This window comes from Streptomyces sp. 2P-4, assembly GCF_030167965.1.
GTDB classification, from domain to species: Bacteria; Actinomycetota; Actinomycetes; order Streptomycetales; family Streptomycetaceae; genus Streptomyces; species Streptomyces globosus_A.
This window is the reverse complement of record NZ_CP095011.1, coordinates 6,792,616-6,806,228: the sequence shown is the minus strand read 5'-3', so window position 1 is coordinate 6,806,228 and position 13,613 is coordinate 6,792,616. Positions and strand designations below refer to the sequence as shown.

Annotated in this window: 16 protein-coding genes; 8 read left to right on the top strand and 8 right to left on the bottom strand. The window is 75.8% G+C overall.

Annotated features, from left to right (window positions below; genetic code table 11):
* The first annotated feature begins 233 nt into the window (after positions 1 to 233).
* Complete coding sequence (locus tag MUK52_RS30455) at positions 234 to 893, top strand: CBS domain-containing protein (RefSeq protein ID WP_284581562.1); 660 nt, start codon at positions 234 to 236, stop codon at positions 891 to 893.
* Between the two features lie 66 nt (positions 894 to 959).
* Here the strand turns inward: MUK52_RS30455 and MUK52_RS30450 are convergent, their stop codons facing one another.
* Entirely contained in the window at positions 960 to 1,811 is an 852-nt protein-coding gene (locus MUK52_RS30450) for a DMT family transporter (RefSeq protein ID WP_284581561.1), read from the bottom strand.
* Between the two features lie 201 nt (positions 1,812 to 2,012).
* On the opposite strand from MUK52_RS30450, the gene MUK52_RS30445 reads away from it, so the two are divergent.
* Positions 2,013 to 2,852, top strand: a complete 840-nt coding sequence (locus MUK52_RS30445; protein ID WP_284581560.1) for a universal stress protein — start codon at positions 2,013 to 2,015, stop codon at positions 2,850 to 2,852.
* Between the two features lie 122 nt (positions 2,853 to 2,974).
* Here MUK52_RS30445 and MUK52_RS30440 read toward each other — a convergent pair whose 3' ends face one another.
* Positions 2,975 to 3,550 (bottom strand): hypothetical protein, encoded by a 576-nt coding sequence (locus tag MUK52_RS30440; RefSeq protein ID WP_246042571.1) that lies wholly within the window; start codon positions 3,548 to 3,550, stop codon positions 2,975 to 2,977.
* A 408-nt stretch (positions 3,551 to 3,958) separates the two neighbouring features.
* On the opposite strand from MUK52_RS30440, the gene MUK52_RS30435 reads away from it, so the two are divergent.
* The 3 genes from MUK52_RS30435 to MUK52_RS30425 all read left to right on the top strand — a co-directional run bounded on the left by MUK52_RS30435 (position 3,959) and on the right by MUK52_RS30425 (position 7,444).
* A complete protein-coding gene (locus MUK52_RS30435; RefSeq protein ID WP_284581559.1) occupies positions 3,959 to 5,440 on the top strand; it encodes a cytochrome ubiquinol oxidase subunit I in 1,482 nt (493 codons plus the stop codon).
* Entirely contained in the window at positions 5,440 to 6,495 is a 1,056-nt protein-coding gene (locus MUK52_RS30430; protein WP_284581558.1) for a cytochrome d ubiquinol oxidase subunit II, read from the top strand. The genes MUK52_RS30435 and MUK52_RS30430 overlap by 1 nt, the downstream gene beginning before the upstream one ends.
* Positions 6,496 to 6,919: 424 nt before the next feature.
* Positions 6,920 to 7,444, top strand: coding sequence for a hypothetical protein (locus MUK52_RS30425; RefSeq protein ID WP_284581557.1), 525 nt, complete (start codon positions 6,920 to 6,922; stop codon positions 7,442 to 7,444).
* A gap of 21 nt (positions 7,445 to 7,465) precedes the next feature.
* Here the strand turns inward: MUK52_RS30425 and MUK52_RS30420 are convergent, their stop codons facing one another.
* Positions 7,466 to 8,431: an amidohydrolase family protein gene (locus MUK52_RS30420; protein WP_284581556.1), complete on the bottom strand. Its 966-nt coding sequence runs from the start codon at positions 8,429 to 8,431 to the stop codon at positions 7,466 to 7,468.
* A 472-nt stretch (positions 8,432 to 8,903) separates the two neighbouring features.
* Here MUK52_RS30420 and MUK52_RS30415 point away from each other — a divergent pair, with 472 nt between their 5' ends.
* Positions 8,904 to 9,458: a hypothetical protein gene (locus MUK52_RS30415; RefSeq protein WP_246042572.1), complete on the top strand. Its 555-nt coding sequence runs from the start codon at positions 8,904 to 8,906 to the stop codon at positions 9,456 to 9,458.
* Positions 9,459 to 9,521: 63 nt separating this feature from the next.
* Here MUK52_RS30415 and MUK52_RS30410 read toward each other — a convergent pair whose 3' ends face one another.
* The 3 genes from MUK52_RS30410 to MUK52_RS30400 all read right to left on the bottom strand — a co-directional run bounded on the left by MUK52_RS30410 (position 9,522) and on the right by MUK52_RS30400 (position 11,524).
* Positions 9,522 to 9,896, bottom strand: coding sequence for a VOC family protein (locus MUK52_RS30410; protein ID WP_114055964.1), 375 nt, complete (start codon positions 9,894 to 9,896; stop codon positions 9,522 to 9,524).
* A 66-nt stretch (positions 9,897 to 9,962) separates the two neighbouring features.
* Positions 9,963 to 10,862 carry a hypothetical protein gene (locus MUK52_RS30405; protein WP_284581555.1) on the bottom strand — a complete coding sequence of 300 codons (900 nt, stop codon included), beginning with the start codon at positions 10,860 to 10,862 and terminating at the stop codon, positions 9,963 to 9,965.
* On the bottom strand, positions 10,856 to 11,524 hold the full coding sequence (locus tag MUK52_RS30400) for a hypothetical protein (protein WP_284581554.1): 669 nt from the start codon (positions 11,522 to 11,524) through the stop codon (positions 10,856 to 10,858). Before MUK52_RS30400 ends, MUK52_RS30405 begins: the two co-directional genes overlap by 7 nt.
* A gap of 294 nt (positions 11,525 to 11,818) precedes the next feature.
* Between MUK52_RS30400 and MUK52_RS30395 the strand changes: the two genes are divergently transcribed.
* Positions 11,819 to 12,361 (top strand): GNAT family N-acetyltransferase, encoded by a 543-nt coding sequence (locus tag MUK52_RS30395; protein WP_284581553.1) that lies wholly within the window; start codon positions 11,819 to 11,821, stop codon positions 12,359 to 12,361.
* Between the two features lie 36 nt (positions 12,362 to 12,397).
* Here MUK52_RS30395 and MUK52_RS30390 read toward each other — a convergent pair whose 3' ends face one another.
* Together MUK52_RS30390 and MUK52_RS30385 are read right to left on the bottom strand one after the other, a co-directional pair.
* Positions 12,398 to 12,694 (bottom strand): hypothetical protein, encoded by a 297-nt coding sequence (locus tag MUK52_RS30390; protein ID WP_114055968.1) that lies wholly within the window; start codon positions 12,692 to 12,694, stop codon positions 12,398 to 12,400.
* Between the two features lie 113 nt (positions 12,695 to 12,807).
* Positions 12,808 to 13,128: a putative quinol monooxygenase gene (locus MUK52_RS30385; RefSeq protein ID WP_114055969.1), complete on the bottom strand. Its 321-nt coding sequence runs from the start codon at positions 13,126 to 13,128 to the stop codon at positions 12,808 to 12,810.
* Positions 13,129 to 13,286: 158 nt separating this feature from the next.
* Between MUK52_RS30385 and MUK52_RS30380 the strand changes: the two genes are divergently transcribed.
* Complete coding sequence (locus tag MUK52_RS30380) at positions 13,287 to 13,604, top strand: ArsR/SmtB family transcription factor (RefSeq protein ID WP_114055970.1); 318 nt, start codon at positions 13,287 to 13,289, stop codon at positions 13,602 to 13,604.
* Positions 13,605 to 13,613: the final 9 nt, after the last annotated feature.

The window sequence follows — 13,613 nt, the reverse complement described above, 5'->3', positions numbered from 1 at the left end:
CGGTGCCGCGCTTGGGCCGGTCGGGCCCCTCCGGGGACCGGTGGGCCCTTCCAGGGTGTCGCGCCCCCGCGCCGCCGCAACCGGGGCGCCCGGCGGCGGGCCCGGGGCCGTACGGCCCCGCGGTGTGCCCCGGGCGGCCCTCCCGCCGGTGCGGCGCACCGGGGCAGGGTGAGGTGTCCGCACCCCGCACGGCAGCCGAGCCCGCTCGCCGCCCGCACGCCGAGGAGCGCGCCATGACCCCCGCCACCGGCCCGTACACCGTCGCCGATGTGATGACCACCGACGTCGTCGCGGTCACCCGGGACACCGGCTTCAAGGACATCGCCGCCGCGATGCGGCGCTGGAAGGTCACCGCACTCCCGGTGGTGGAGGGCGAGGGCCGGGTGGTCGGCATGGTCTCCGAGGCCGACCTGCTGCCGAAGGAGGAGTTCCACGAGCGCGGCCCCGGCATGATCGAGCAGATGCGCCGCCTTGCCGACACGGCGAAGGCGGGCTCCGTCCGCGCCGGGGAGCTGATGACGAGCCCCGCGGTGACGGTCGGCCCCGAGGCCTCGCTCCCCGAGGCGGCCCGCCTCATGGCCGTCCGGCACGTCAAGCGCCTCCCGGTCGTCGACGGGAGCGGCACGCTGCGGGGCATCGTCAGCCGGTCCGACCTGCTGAAGGTCTTCCTCCGGCCGGACGGGGAACTGGCCGCCGAGATCCGCCACACGGTCGTCGAGCGGTTGTTCCCGCTCTCCCACGGGGCCGTGGAGGTGACGGTCGCGCACGGCGTCGCCACCCTGACCGGCCAGGTGCGGGACGAGCGCCTGATCCCCGTGGCCGAGCGGCTCGCGCACGCCGTCGAGGGCATCGTGGACGTCCGCTGCCTGCTCCGGGCGCCGACCGCGGCCTGACACGCGGCCTGACGGGGCCCCCGGGCACGGCGGGCCCGGTGTGCCCGGCGGCCGCCGGTGCCGCGGTCAGGCCCGGGCCAGCGGCGACCTGTCGAGGACCACGATGCCCGCGACAGCCGTGGCGGCGCCGACCGCCTGGACGGCGAGCGCCCCGGGCGAGGTGGCGAGCTGCTCCCCGAACAGGACGACGCCGATCAGCACCGCGCCGGCCGGTTCGAGGCAGTCGATGATCGGCAGGCTGATCGCGAGTGAGCCCGCCTGGTAGGAGCTCTGGGACAGCACCAGCCCGATCACGCCGACGACGACGACCCCGTACGGCTCCCAGTGCCAGAACCCGTCGAGCCCCTCTCCGCGGAACCACCTGCCCGCGCTCTTGGTCAGGCTGTCCAGCAGCGCGAACATCAGGGCGGCGGCGATCGCGTAGAGGGCCGTCCGGGCCGCCGCGCGGCTCCTGCGGCCCACGGCCGCCAGGACGACCGCCGCCCCGCCGGTGCCGACCAGCACCGGCAGCCACTCGACCGCGGTCGGCACCGGCGCGGCCTCCGCCGGCGGGAGCACCGCGAGGAACATGGCGATGCCGCCGGCCGTGCAGGCGATCCCGGCCGTGTCGCGCCGGGTCAGCGGCATCCCGCGGCGGCGGGCGAGCAGCGGCAGCGCGAAGACGAGGTCGGTGGCGGCCAGCGGCTGCACCAGCACGAGGGGGCCGAAGGCGAGGGCGAGGCCGAGGAGGGCGTACGAGAGGACGACCAGGGCCATGCCGGCCAGCCAGGCGCGCCGGCGGGCCAGCCCGAGCAGCAGGCGCAGGCGCAGGGCCTCCTGCGCGGGCGCCTGCTGCGCCGCCTTCTGCTGGAGGACGGACGCGAAGCCGAAGGCGGCGGCGGACAGCAGAGCGGCCACCACCGCCACCGCGGTATCCATGCGCCGACTATCGCCATCCGGGCGGACCGGGGCCGTACGCGACACGCACGAGGGGCGGTGCGGCTGCCGTCCCCCGGCCGCGGAGGGGGCCGCTCGGGCCCCGTACGGGCCCCCTTGGGCCCTGTGCGCGGTCGCGGCGGCGGGGGCAGGCTGGATGCGGAACCGTCCTCCGCAGACGCGGAAACCCGGAGGAGGCATGCCATGACGGCCCAGGTCACGGTGGGCGTGGACGGCTCACCCGAGAGCCTCGCGGCGGTCGCGTGGGCGGCGCGCGAGGCAGTGCTGCGGGATGTGCCGCTGCACCTGCTGCACGTGGAGGCGGGGGCTCGGGCCGAGGAGCCGGACGGCGGCTCCGCGGCGCTCCTCGCGGCCGCAGCAGAGCGGGCGCGCGGCGAGGCTGCGGCGCTGGAGGTGGACGTGCGCTGCGTCCGGGGCCGGCCCGAGGAGGTGTTGGGCGGCGCCGCGGACGATTCGGAGCTGACGGTGCTGGGCTCGCGGGGGCTCGGCGCCCTCGGCGGGTTCCTCGCCGGGTCGGTCTCCCTGGGTGTCGTCGCCACGGCCCGCCACCCGGTCGTGCTGGTGCGCGCCCCGGACGACGGCGGCGGGCCGGCTCCCGACGGCGGGATCGTCGCAGGGGTCGACCTCGCCCACCACAGCGACCGGCTGCTCGGCTTCGCGTTCACCGAGGCAGCGCGCCGGGGCGGCGGACTGCACGTCCTGCACTGCTGGAGCCTGCCGCCGGTCTACGTGTACGCCGGGGTGATGGACCCGCACATCGGCGACGAGCTCGGGCAGCTGGCGGCCGAGGCCCTGGAGGAGCTCCTGGAGCCCTGGCGGAAGACGTACTCCGGGGTGCGGGTCAGCCACGAGGCCGTCACCGGCTCCGCGGGCGCCCGGCTCGTGGACGCGGCGAAGGGGGCGGCGCTGCTGGCGGTCGGCCGGCGCACCCGGAAAGTGCCGTTCGGCCCGCACGTCGGGCCCGTCGCCCATGCCGCCGTCCACCACAGCCCGGCGCCCGTCGCGGTGGTGCCGCTGGACTGAGGCGCATCCCCGGAGCGGCGCGTGCACGCGGGACAGCGGGCACGGGTTGCCGGCCGCCGCGCCGGCGCGGCGGAGTGCTGAGGCTCGGCGCGGCCACGGCCGGCCGGCCCGCGGTGGTGCCGCTACTTGATGAGGGCGTTCGCCACGATGATCGCGAACCCGATGCCGGCGTCGGCGGCGCCGACGGCGACGGCGGGCAGGAGCCGGGAGCCCCGGCGCAGGGAGAGGGCCGTGCCCCAGCCGAAGAGCAGCGCGGTGTTCAGGCCGAGGCCGACGGCGGTGGTGCCGGGGGCCTGCCACCCGAAGGCGCCCGCCAGGACGAGCAGCAGCACGGTCGGCAGGGCGGCCGCGACCATCGGCCACTCGTGCCACAGCTCGACGGCGAGCAGGCGCCAGCGCCGCCGGGACGGGTCCCGCCGGTGCCCGGACATGTGGTGGGCGTAGCCGTGGGCCAGGGCCGCGGTGATCGCGGTGACCAGCACCCAGGCCGCGTCGCTGAAGGGCGTGTACGTGCCGCCCTTCTCGTCCAGGGCGGCGAGCAGGCCGCTGGCCAGGACCGTGCCGTAGACGCCGCAGAACATCCAGTCGGCGGCGTGGCCGTGTCCGGGGCTGACGCCCCGGGCCGGCCCCTCTGCGGCGGCGGGCGCGGGCCCGGGCGGCGGGGTGTGCGGGCCGGCGGTCGGGTGGTCGGCGGTCACGACGGTCCTTCCGGTCGAGGTATTGTCCGCCCCTTTTGGGCCTGTATGTCCGACCTGCCGCACCTTACGAGACTTCCGTGTCGGATTTCTGTATGGGCCGCGGGGCCGCCGCGGTGGGGTCGCCGGGCCGGGCGGTCGCGGCTGGTCCCCGTCCCCGGCGGCGGCCGGCCCTCCTGACCGCGCAGTTCCAGGCCGTCACGGGGCCGGGGCCGGCGCCCCGAGCCCCGCCGCCCGCAGGCACCCGGGGGTGTACTCCGACCGGGTGCTGCCGCTGGTCCGCGCGGGCCAAGAGGACGCCGCCCGGGCGCCCGACCGGCGCAGAGGGTGCTTCCGTGGCGTACCGGACCCGGGCTGCGGCCAAGACCCCCGCCGGCCGGGACCGGCCAGTCCGGCGAGGCGAGGAGCGCGATGCACACCACGGTCCACCTGCTGGCGGCCGATGCCCCCGCCCAACTCCTCCCGGCCCGGCAGCTGATGGCGTTCACCCTCGCCTCCCACATCATCCTGGTGCCGCTGGGCGTGGCGCTGCCGCTGATCACGCTGGTCATGCACCACCGCGGGCTGCGCCGCCGCGACCCGGTGGCCCTGCTGCTGGCCCGGCGCTGGTCGGCCGTGATGGCCGTGCAGTTCGCGATCGGCGTCGTCACGGGAACCGTGCTGTCCTTCGAGTTCGGGCTGCTCTGGCCGGGGCTGATGGGCCGGTGGGGCGACGTGTTCGGCATCGGGTTCGGCGTGGAGGCCTGGGCCTTCTTCCTCGAAGCGGTGCTCATCGCCATCTACCTGTACGGCTGGCGGAGGCTGCCGCCGCGCACCCACTTCCTGCTCGGGCTCCCGCTGCCGGCGGCGGCGCTGCTCGGGGCCTTCGGCATCCTGTCCGCGAACGCCTGGATGAACACGCCGCAGGGCTTCACTCTCGACTCGCGGGGCGACCCGGTCGGCGTGGACGTCTGGAAGGCGATCTTCACCCCCATGTTGGGCCCCCAGTACTGGCATTTCGTGGTGGCGATGCTGATGACGGCGGGGTACGTCGTGGCCGGCGTCTACGCCGTCGGATGGCTCCGGGGGCGCCGCGACCGGTACCACCGCCTCGGCTTCACCGTGCCGTTCACCCTCGCCGCCGCGGCCACGCCGGTGCAGCTGTTCCTGGGCGACTCGATCACCCGGGCGGTCTTCCGCGAGCAGCCCGTGAAGTTCGCGGCCATGGAGATCGTCTGGAAGACCGACAGCCACGTGCCGGAGTACCTCTTCGGCCGCCTGCACCCGGACGGATCGATCACCGGCGGCATCAGGTTCCCCCAGCTCGACTCCATCCTCGCCGGCTTCAGCCCGGACACGGTGGTGCAGGGCCTGACCGCCGTGCCGGCCGGCGACCGGCCGAACACCACCCAGGCCACCATCGTGCACTGCGCCTTCGACATCATGGTCTGCATCGGCTCGGCGCTCGCCCTCCTCGCCGCCTGGTACGGGCTGGCCTGGCTGCGGCACCGCCGCCCGCCCCGCTCCCGGTGGTTCTACCGGGGGGCCGCCTGCGCGGGCGCCGGGTCGGTCGTCGCCGTCGAATGCGGCTGGATCACCACCGAGGTGGGCCGCCAGCCCTGGATCGTCTACGGGCACATGCGCGTGTCCGAGGCCGTGACCCCGACCCGCTCCACCGCCCTCTGGGCCATGTTCGCCCTCGTGGCCGTGGTGTACGTGCTGATCTTCGCGGCGTTCGCGGTCGTCCTGCTGAAGATGCGCGACCGCTGGCGCCTCGCCGACGAGCCCGGCGGCCCGGGGACGGGCCCGGGCGGTGCGGAGGCCCCCGAGGCGGCGACCCCGTACGGGCCCCGCCCGCCGGTCCCGGCGGCCGGTCCCGGAGGCTCCGCTCCCTCCGAGGGCGGCGGGCGGTGATGGCGGAGCTCGTCGCCTTCGTGCTGCTGCTCGCGGTCACCGCGTACGCCTGCGCCGGCGGGGCCGACTACGGGGCCGGCTTCTGGGACCTGGCGGCCGGCGGGGCCGCGCGGGGACGGCGCCCGCGCCGGCTCATCGACCATGCCATGGCGCCCGTCTGGGAGGTCAACAACGTGTGGCTGGTCTTCGTCCTGGTCCTGATGTGGACCGGCTTCCCCGTGCTCTTCCAGACCGTGTTCACCGCGATGTGGCTCCCGCTCGCCCTGGCCGCCCTCGGCATGGTCGTGCGCGGCGCCGGCTTCGCGCTGCGCAAGCCCGCCCGGCGGCTGTCCCGCCGGCGCCTGTACGGGGCCGCCTTCGCCGGCGCCTCGCTGCTGACGCCGTTCTGCCTCGGTGTGGCCGTCGGAGGCATCGCCTCCGGGCGGGCCGCACCGGGCACCGAGGCCGCGGCGCGCGTCTGGGCCGGGCCCGCCCCGCTGGCGTTCGGGCTGTTCACCGTCGCGGGGACCGCCCTCCTCGGCGCCGTGTTCCTCACCGCCGACGCCGGCCGCTTCGACGCCCCCGACCTCGTCGGCTACTTCCGGCTCCGCGCCCTCGTCGCCCTCGGCGCCGTCGCCGTCACCGCGTGCGGCGTGCTCCTCGCGACCCGCAGCGACGCGCCGCACGTCTGGCAGGGGCTCACCCGCGGCGCCGGCCTCGCCCTCGCCGCCGCCTCAGCGGCGTCCCTCGCCGCCACCGGGCTGCTCGTCCTGCGCGACAGGGCGCGGTGGGCCCGCTTCGGCGCCGTCGCGGCCGTCGGCGCGGCCGTCTTCGCCTGGGGCCTCGCCCAACGCCCCTACCTCATCCCCACCTCCCTCACGGTGGCGGACGCCGCGGGCGACCCGCAGACCCTGGCATGGCTGTCGCTGGTCAGCCTCGTCGCCCTGCTGCTCATCGGACCGGCCGTGGCGCTGCTGTACCGGCTGGACACCCGCGGCACGCTCGAACCCCTCGCCGACTCCGACCTGCGAGGGGTCCGCCCGCACCGGGGCGGCCCGGCCGACGGCGGCGGCTGACGGGCCGCAGGACCGGCCGGGCCGAGAGCCCGGCCGGGACCGCCCGTTCTCTGGGGGGTCGCCGCCCGGCCGCCGCGGGGGCTCGACGCGCGCCTGCTGCTCGCGGCCCGCAGCGCGCCGGCACTCCACCACTTCGTGCAGGAGTCGGACGGCCGGCCCCGCGGCGGGCCGCCGGATCGGGCCGCGGGACGCGTCCCGGTGACGGCCCCGCCCCCGATCGGCGTCGGGGCGCGGCCACGCCCCACGGCCGCGCCATCGGGTGATGCGGTTCCGTCAGGCGGGTGACAGCGGCCACCGCAGACGGCCACCGGGCGGGCCGGTGTTCCAGGATCGGTGCCGCAGCGGTCCGCCTCCGGCGGAATGCGCATCGACCGGGTCTGTGCCGTGCGACCGGCTCGACCACGACTGCCAGGAGTGCCATCCCATGCGTTCACGCGCCATCGCCGTCACGGCCGCCGCGGTTGCGGCCGCCGCGGCACTCGCGCAACCCGTCCACGCCGCCCCGCTCGTCGACGGGGTCTACCGGTTCGCGGCCCTCAGCGACGGCAAGTGCCTGACGTGGCCCAAGTCGTACGGGAGCATCGGCACGGCGTCCCTGGGCGCCTGCACGGACGACGGGTCCACCTCGGCGAACTGGCAGGTACGGCAACGCCCCAACGGGACGATGGAAGTCTCCACACCGGGTTCGAACCCGCGCACCTGTCTGAGGTTGGAGACGGACTACAGGGTGGTTGTCAGCGACAACTGTGCCGACAAGTACGCCGAGTGGACCGTCTCCTACGGCTCCGCCGGACCCGGCAGCGCGGTGTGGGCCGACATCGAGCACACCCCCGGCGACCGATCCGGCTCGTGGGGGAAGCTGGTGGACAGCCCCGACGTCACCGGTCGAATCGTGGTGAGGCGGGCCCCCATCGAGCCGCACTACTGGGGGCTGCAGCCGGTCGGTTAGCGCCTTGGCCCCGCCCCGGCACTAGCCTGCGAGGCGGGCGGCCAGGGCGGGGAGCAGCCGGAGGGCGTTCGCCCGGCCCACCTCGGCGCGCTCGGCCTCCGTCCACCCGTCGTACGCGGCGAAGCCGGCCGTGTTCTCGGCGGTGTGGGCGGCGGGCATGAAGGGGTAGTCGCTGCCGTAGAGGATGCGGCGGGCACCGGCGAGGCGGGTCAGCGCGGGCAGCGCGAACTCGTTGGCGGACATGGCGATGTCGTAGTGCAGCCGGCCCAGTGTGCCGATGACGTCCGCCGGGACGCGGTCCTTCAGGTACGCGCCGATGGTGGGGCCGTGGGTGAGCCGGCGGGCCAGGAACGGCAGGGTGCCGCCCGCGTGCGACAGGATCAGCCGCAGGTCGGGCAGCCGGTCGAGGACGCCGTTGAAGAGCAGGCTCGCCGCGGTGCGGGTCGTCTCGAAGGTGAACTCGTAGAGCGACGCCGGCAGGTCGAAGGTCTCCAGGTCTCGGCTCGGCGGGGCGGCGGGGTGGACGTGGACGGCCGCGCCCCGCTCGGCGATCTCCGCGAGCAGCGGCTCGAACTCCGGGTCGCCGAGGTAGCGGCGCCCGTACGAGGTCAGCAGCCCCGCTCCGTCCAGGCCCAACTCGTCCATGGAGTACCGGAGTTCGTCGCGGGCGGCGGCCACGTCCGGCAGCGGGAGGATCGCGAACGCGCCGAACCGCTTCGGGTGCTCGCGGACCAGCCCGGCCAGGTACTCGTTGACCCGGCGGGCCATCTTGGGGGCGTCCGGGCCGTCGAGGAAGGTGACGCCGGGGGCCGTGATGGACAGGACGGCCGCCGCGATCCCGTGCGCGTCCATCACCTCCAGGCTCTGCTCGGGGGTCCAGTCCGGGTAGTCGACGCCCGGGATCGCCTTCCGGTCGCCGAGGGCCTCGGCGTACAGGGGCGGCACGGCGTGGTGGTGGACGTCGATCAGACCGGCGGGTGTGGACATGCGGCAGCTCCTGGCGTGAGGACGGCGAAGGGAGACCGGGCTCGTACGGCAGCCCCGGGCGTGTCCGGGCGGGTCGTGTCGACCGGGCCGGCCCGCCGGGGGGCGGCCGGCCCGGCGCGCAGTACGGCGGAGGCGGACGCCGCCGCGGCACCCCGGCACCCTTTTCGGGGGCGGGGGCCGCAGCGGAGCCTCGTCCACGCCGTTCGACGGACACGTCTGCGATCGGCCCCAAGGCTACGCAGGATCACCGGCGGCGGCAGGGGCGCCGGGAACAAAGCGGGGGCGGATTGCGGGAATCCGTCACCACGGCGTTTGCCGGGCCCGCCGGCCGGCCGGCGCCCGGGCTTCCCCCGCTCGGGCGCCGCGACGCCGATCGGCCCTTCGGGCCGTGCGGGGGCGGTGTCGGGGCCGCGCCGTGCCAGGATGGGGGACGCTGTTCCGTCTGCCTGTTCCCTGTTGCGAGGAGGCCGAGTTGACCAGTCCCGAGGCCAGGGGTCCCAAACTGCCGCCGACCCACCCGCCGAGGACGCCGCCGCCGCAGAAGAAGCCGGTGGAGGCGCCGCGTCCGCAGCCCGCCACCAAGCCGAAGGAGGTGGCGGTACGGGCCCGTCCGCGGATGGTGGTCCGCAACCGGCGTACTGCGGCGCTCGTTTTCCGCGCCGACCGGTGGGCGGCGGGCAAGGCGGCCCGCCAGGCCGTGGAGACGGTGCGCGGCTGGGGATATGCGGGCGCGTGCGAAGGGGACGTGGAGCAGTCGGTGCGGGTCCTCGTCGGGGCGGCGGTCGCGGACGGCGGGAAGCGGCTGTCGGTGCACCTGGGCGACCAGGAGGGGAAGATCCTCGTGGCCGTCCTCAGCCATGTGGTCGGCGCGCCCGACGACGGGGTGCTCGCGCAGGTCGCGGGCCTGGCCGCGACCTGCGCCGTCGGCACCGACACCGGGGAGGACGGCCGGCGCATGTGGGCCGTCCTCGACACCGCCCCGCGGCGGCCCCGTACGGCGCCCGGCGCGCCCGGCCCCACCGGCTGAGCGGGGCCGCGGCCGCCCGCGCCCGGCGGCGGGGCGACGGCGCGGCCGGGCGGGGCGCCCGCGTCAGTGGAGGCAGAGGCAGAAGGGGTGGCCGGCCGGGTCGGCGTAGACGCGCCAGTTGGCCTCCGGGCGGATCTGGTCCGTCCGCTCCAGCAGGGTCGCGCCGAGGGCCAGCGCGCGCTTCTCCTCGCCTTCGAGGTCGTCGACGTCGAAGTCGAGGTGGATTTGCTGCGGCCGCTGCTGCCCGGGCCACCGGGGCGGCCGGTAGCCGTCCACCCGCTGGCAGGCGAGGGGCGTCCCCTCGAAGCCGTGCACCTCCAGCCAGTCGGGGTCCTCGGGGTCCTCGACGACGCGGCCCCCGAGCAGCTCCGCGTAGAAGCGCGCCAGCCGGACCGGGTCGTCGCAGTCCAGTGCGACCGCCTGCAGTTTGCGAATCACGTCGACACCTCTCGTCACTCGGCCGTCCCGGCTCCTACCCCGTACGGCAGGGCTCACGCGCCGCGGTCACCCGCGCGGCGGGTTGTCGCGCAGGACCCGTTCGACGTTCGCGAAGTGCGCCCGGTACGTCCGCCGGACGCCCTCCCACTTCGCCGGGTCCTTGACGATCTCCTCGCGCTGACAGGCGGCTTCCACCGTCTGCCACACTACGGCGACGGACGCCTCGCCCATGCATGCGGCATCCGCGACGGCGGTCGCGATCTCCGGCGAGGAGGGATCGGGCCGGGGCCGCACGGGCGGCAGGTCGAGCCGGTCCGAGGCGGAGAAAACGTCCGCCGGCAGGTCGTACCCCTTGTCGGCCATGCAGGCGGCCCACATCTGCTCGGCCTTCCGGACCTGCGGGTGGCGGCGCGCCCTCTCGTAGGCGGCCAGTTCCATGTCGTTGGCGGTGCGCAGGGCGTCGCCGTAGGTCTGCGGGGTTGCGTCCGGGCCGTCCAGGGCGCGGACCGCCTCGCCGTGGCAGCCGCCTTCGGGCACCTTCCGGCCGGCGTACTCGGCGACGGTCCCGGAGGAGACCTGGTTCTCGGCGGCCCCGGGTGCGGCGTCCTGGGGCGCCGTGTCGTCGCCGGGCAGCCAGTAGCCCCATTCCCTGGCGCGGGCGGCGTCCGGAGTGCCGTAGCGGCGTTCGGTGCGGGTGGCGGGGCCGCGCAGGACGCGGCGGTCGGGGTAGGCGGAGTCGATGCCGAACCGCTCCAGGCATCGCGCCATCAGGACGGTACGGGCCCAGCCGTCCTCGGCGATCTGCCGCGGTGACGGCATGTACTCCTCGACGGGCAGCGCGGGCGGCGGGCCGGGCGGGATGCCGTCCCCGTCCTGTCTGCCGGGGTTGCCGCCGCACGCCGCGGCGAGCGCCGCCGCCCCCGCCGCGAGGGCGAGGGCGGCGGCGCGGCGGAGCACCGTCACCACGAACGGTCGGCCCGTCCGGAGGCGTTGTTGTTCTTCAGCCAGTCGGGCAGGTCGCGGCCCGTGCCCGGTGCATACCAGGCGCGCAGCCCCTTGTGGTTGCTGTTGTAGAAGACGCCGAAGGTGTAGTGGCCGCTGGCGTTGTGCACGGCGGCGGCGTTGTTCTTGACGGGCTGGCCGCCGCCGGGGAGACCGACCGGGAAGGTGTAGCCCGCGTAGTCCTTGATGGTGGACTGGGTGTCCTTGCGCTTGAAGTTGGCGTTCCGGTGGCCCGAGTTGTAGTAGAGGCAGACCTCGCCGTAGGCGCAGAGGTTGTTCGGCTCCTCGGCCGCTGCCAGGGGCGGGGCTCCGGCGGGGGCAAAGAACTTCGTCCCCCTGAGGACGACTTCGCGGAGCGGGTCGGCGCCGGCGGCGGCCGTGTCGAGGCCGAGGGCGCGCTCCTCGGCCTCCTTCTGCGCCTTGTGCGCGAGGTGGCCGGCGTCGAGCTTGCCGTCCGCGAGGTCGCGGGCGTACTGCACTTCGGCGGGGACCGGATCGGCGCCCGGGAGGGCGTCGGCGGCCACCGCCGCCTGCGTGCCGGCGAGAGTGAGGCAGGCGGCGGCCAGGGTGACGGCCGCGCGTGCGGCCCTGCGGCCCGGAGTCCGCGGAGTGCGGTGGATGTGCACGTGAGTTCCCCCATGGAATCGGTGGTACGGCCGGTGTCCGGCGGGTCCGGGGCGAGCGGTCGCGAACTCGCTCCGCCCCTGGTCCGGGCCCGTTTCGGTACCGGTTCCCGCACCCTACGGGCCGTCGGGCAGCGGTGGCGGCGCACCTCTGCACACCGTGCGCCCGGCCCCGGTTGCATTCGGCACAGCGAGCCCTCCGGGGCGGCCGGGTACCCGGGGAAAACGCCAGGGGTTTCCGGCCCGGACGCGGTTATCCTGCCTCGTCTCACACCGCAGGCCAAGGAGGGCCCCAGCATGAGCGGCACCATGTCGTCCTTTCCCGAGCGCATGGAGTTGCGGGGGGAGGGACTCGTCCTTCGGGACTGGACAGAGGACGACCTGGCCGCGATGCCGGAGCTGTTCGACCACCCCGACATCGCGTACTGGACGCCCATCGTCTCGCCTTTCGACGCGGCAGCCGCCCGGGCACGGCTGGAGCGGGACCGGAAGCTGCGCGCGGAGGGCACGGCGATCCTGCTCGCGATCACCGTCGACGGCGGCGGGCCGCTCGGCGAGGTCATGCTGCGGCGCGCGCCCGAGGGCACGGAGATCGGCTACGCGGTCGGCCCGGCGCACCGCGGGCAGCGGCTGGCGGCGCGGGCGGTGCGGGTGATGGCCGCGTACGCGTTCGAGGAGCTCGGCGTCGAGCGGGTGATCCTGGAGCTGGAGGCGGAGAACGCCGCCAGCGTGGCCGTGGCCGCCCAGGCGGGCTTCAGGCTGCTGGACGTGCCGCTGATCGAGGGCGAGGAGAAGGGCCGGCCGTTCTCCCTCCAGACGTGGGGCCTGGACCGCCCCTGAGCGAGGGCGGCCGCTGCCCCTGCGGCCCGTTGCCGGTCAGGGGCGCCAGGGCAGCCGGGGGCCGTGGCCGAGGACGCGGGAGACCGTGAGGACGGCGCCGATCCAGGCGGTCACGCCGCCCCACGCCAGAGGGCCGGAACCCGTCGCACTGCCCGCGACGAGCAGCAGCAGCGCGGTGGGCAGCAGCACCGCCGCGAGGGCAAGCCGTGCCCGGAGCCGGGTCCTGTCCGCGGTACGGGCGGCCGGCGGCGGTGCGGCGTCCGCGTCGGACAGCTGCGCCGCCAGCTGGTCCCACGCCGCGGCCTCACGCGCCGTCAGTCCGGTCCTCGCCATGCCAACCCCCTCGTCGCCGCGGGACAGCCGCTCCCGCACCCGCTGATGCCCGCGCCGGCACCGGCCATGCGTTCCCGCCGGCGGATCCCGCCGCGTGCGGCGCGCGTACGGGATCAGGACGGGCGGTGCCCGTACGGGCTGTGCATCGTGAGGAAGCTGATCTCCAGGTCGGTTTCGAGGTAGTCCATGCGGCGTGCCTGGAAGTCGCGTATGTGCGGCAGGGCGAGGTGGGCGTCGAGGTCCGCCTGCGAGCGCCACGCCTCGTAGAAGACGAACACCCCCGGACGGTCGCGGTCCTCGTGGAAGTGGTACTCCAGGCAGCCCGGTTCCCTGCGGGTGGGCTCGACGAAGGACAGCAGCAGTTCCCTCAGCTCCGCGGCGCGCTCCGGCCGCGGACGGGCGGTGCCCACAAGGGTGACGGGCGGTCGGCTCACGGGTGCTCCCTGGGAAGGCGTACGACCGCACGAGGAGGCGGACGCGGCGAAGGTACGACTGAGTTCGTACCTGAGAGGACGCTAGCGATCTTCGAGGTACGATGCAACCCGTACCTTTCGGCGCGTACCGAACTCCCGCGACATGGAGGCAGCAGCCCGTGCCCGATACCGAAGGCCATCCGGAGGCCGCCGAGATGGAGCTCGGCAGGGTCCTCGCCGCCGTCGCGGACCCGCTCCGCCGGACGGTGGTCCGCGAACTGGCCGCCGCGCCCGACGGGACCGCCCGCACCTGTGCCTCGTTCGGGCTGCCCGTTTCGAAGGCGACCCTCACGCACCACTTCCGCGTACTGCGCGAAGCGGGGCTGATCCGCCAGGTGGACCGCGGCAACAGCCGCATGGCCGCCCTGCGCCGCACCGACGTCGAGCAGCGCTTCCCCGGCCTCCTCGCCCTGCTCGCCGCGGAGGAGCGTCCCTGACTCCTGCGG

Excerpts from the sequence above, each read along its gene's own strand:
- MUK52_RS30455 (WP_284581562.1), top strand. The coding sequence starts at position 234 with ATGACCCCCGCCACCGGCCCGTACACCGTCGCCGATGTGATGACCACC.
- MUK52_RS30450 (WP_284581561.1), bottom strand. The coding sequence starts at position 1,811 with ATGGATACCGCGGTGGCGGTGGTGGCCGCTCTGCTGTCCGCCGCCGCC.
- MUK52_RS30445 (WP_284581560.1), top strand. The coding sequence starts at position 2,013 with ATGACGGCCCAGGTCACGGTGGGCGTGGACGGCTCACCCGAGAGCCTC.
- MUK52_RS30435 (WP_284581559.1), top strand. The coding sequence starts at position 3,959 with ATGCACACCACGGTCCACCTGCTGGCGGCCGATGCCCCCGCCCAACTC.
- MUK52_RS30430 (WP_284581558.1), top strand. The coding sequence starts at position 5,440 with ATGGCGGAGCTCGTCGCCTTCGTGCTGCTGCTCGCGGTCACCGCGTAC.
- MUK52_RS30425 (WP_284581557.1), top strand. The coding sequence starts at position 6,920 with ATGCGTTCACGCGCCATCGCCGTCACGGCCGCCGCGGTTGCGGCCGCC.
- MUK52_RS30420 (WP_284581556.1), bottom strand. The coding sequence starts at position 8,431 with ATGTCCACACCCGCCGGTCTGATCGACGTCCACCACCACGCCGTGCCG.
- MUK52_RS30395 (WP_284581553.1), top strand. The coding sequence starts at position 11,819 with ATGAGCGGCACCATGTCGTCCTTTCCCGAGCGCATGGAGTTGCGGGGG.
- MUK52_RS30390 (WP_114055968.1), bottom strand. The coding sequence starts at position 12,694 with ATGGCGAGGACCGGACTGACGGCGCGTGAGGCCGCGGCGTGGGACCAG.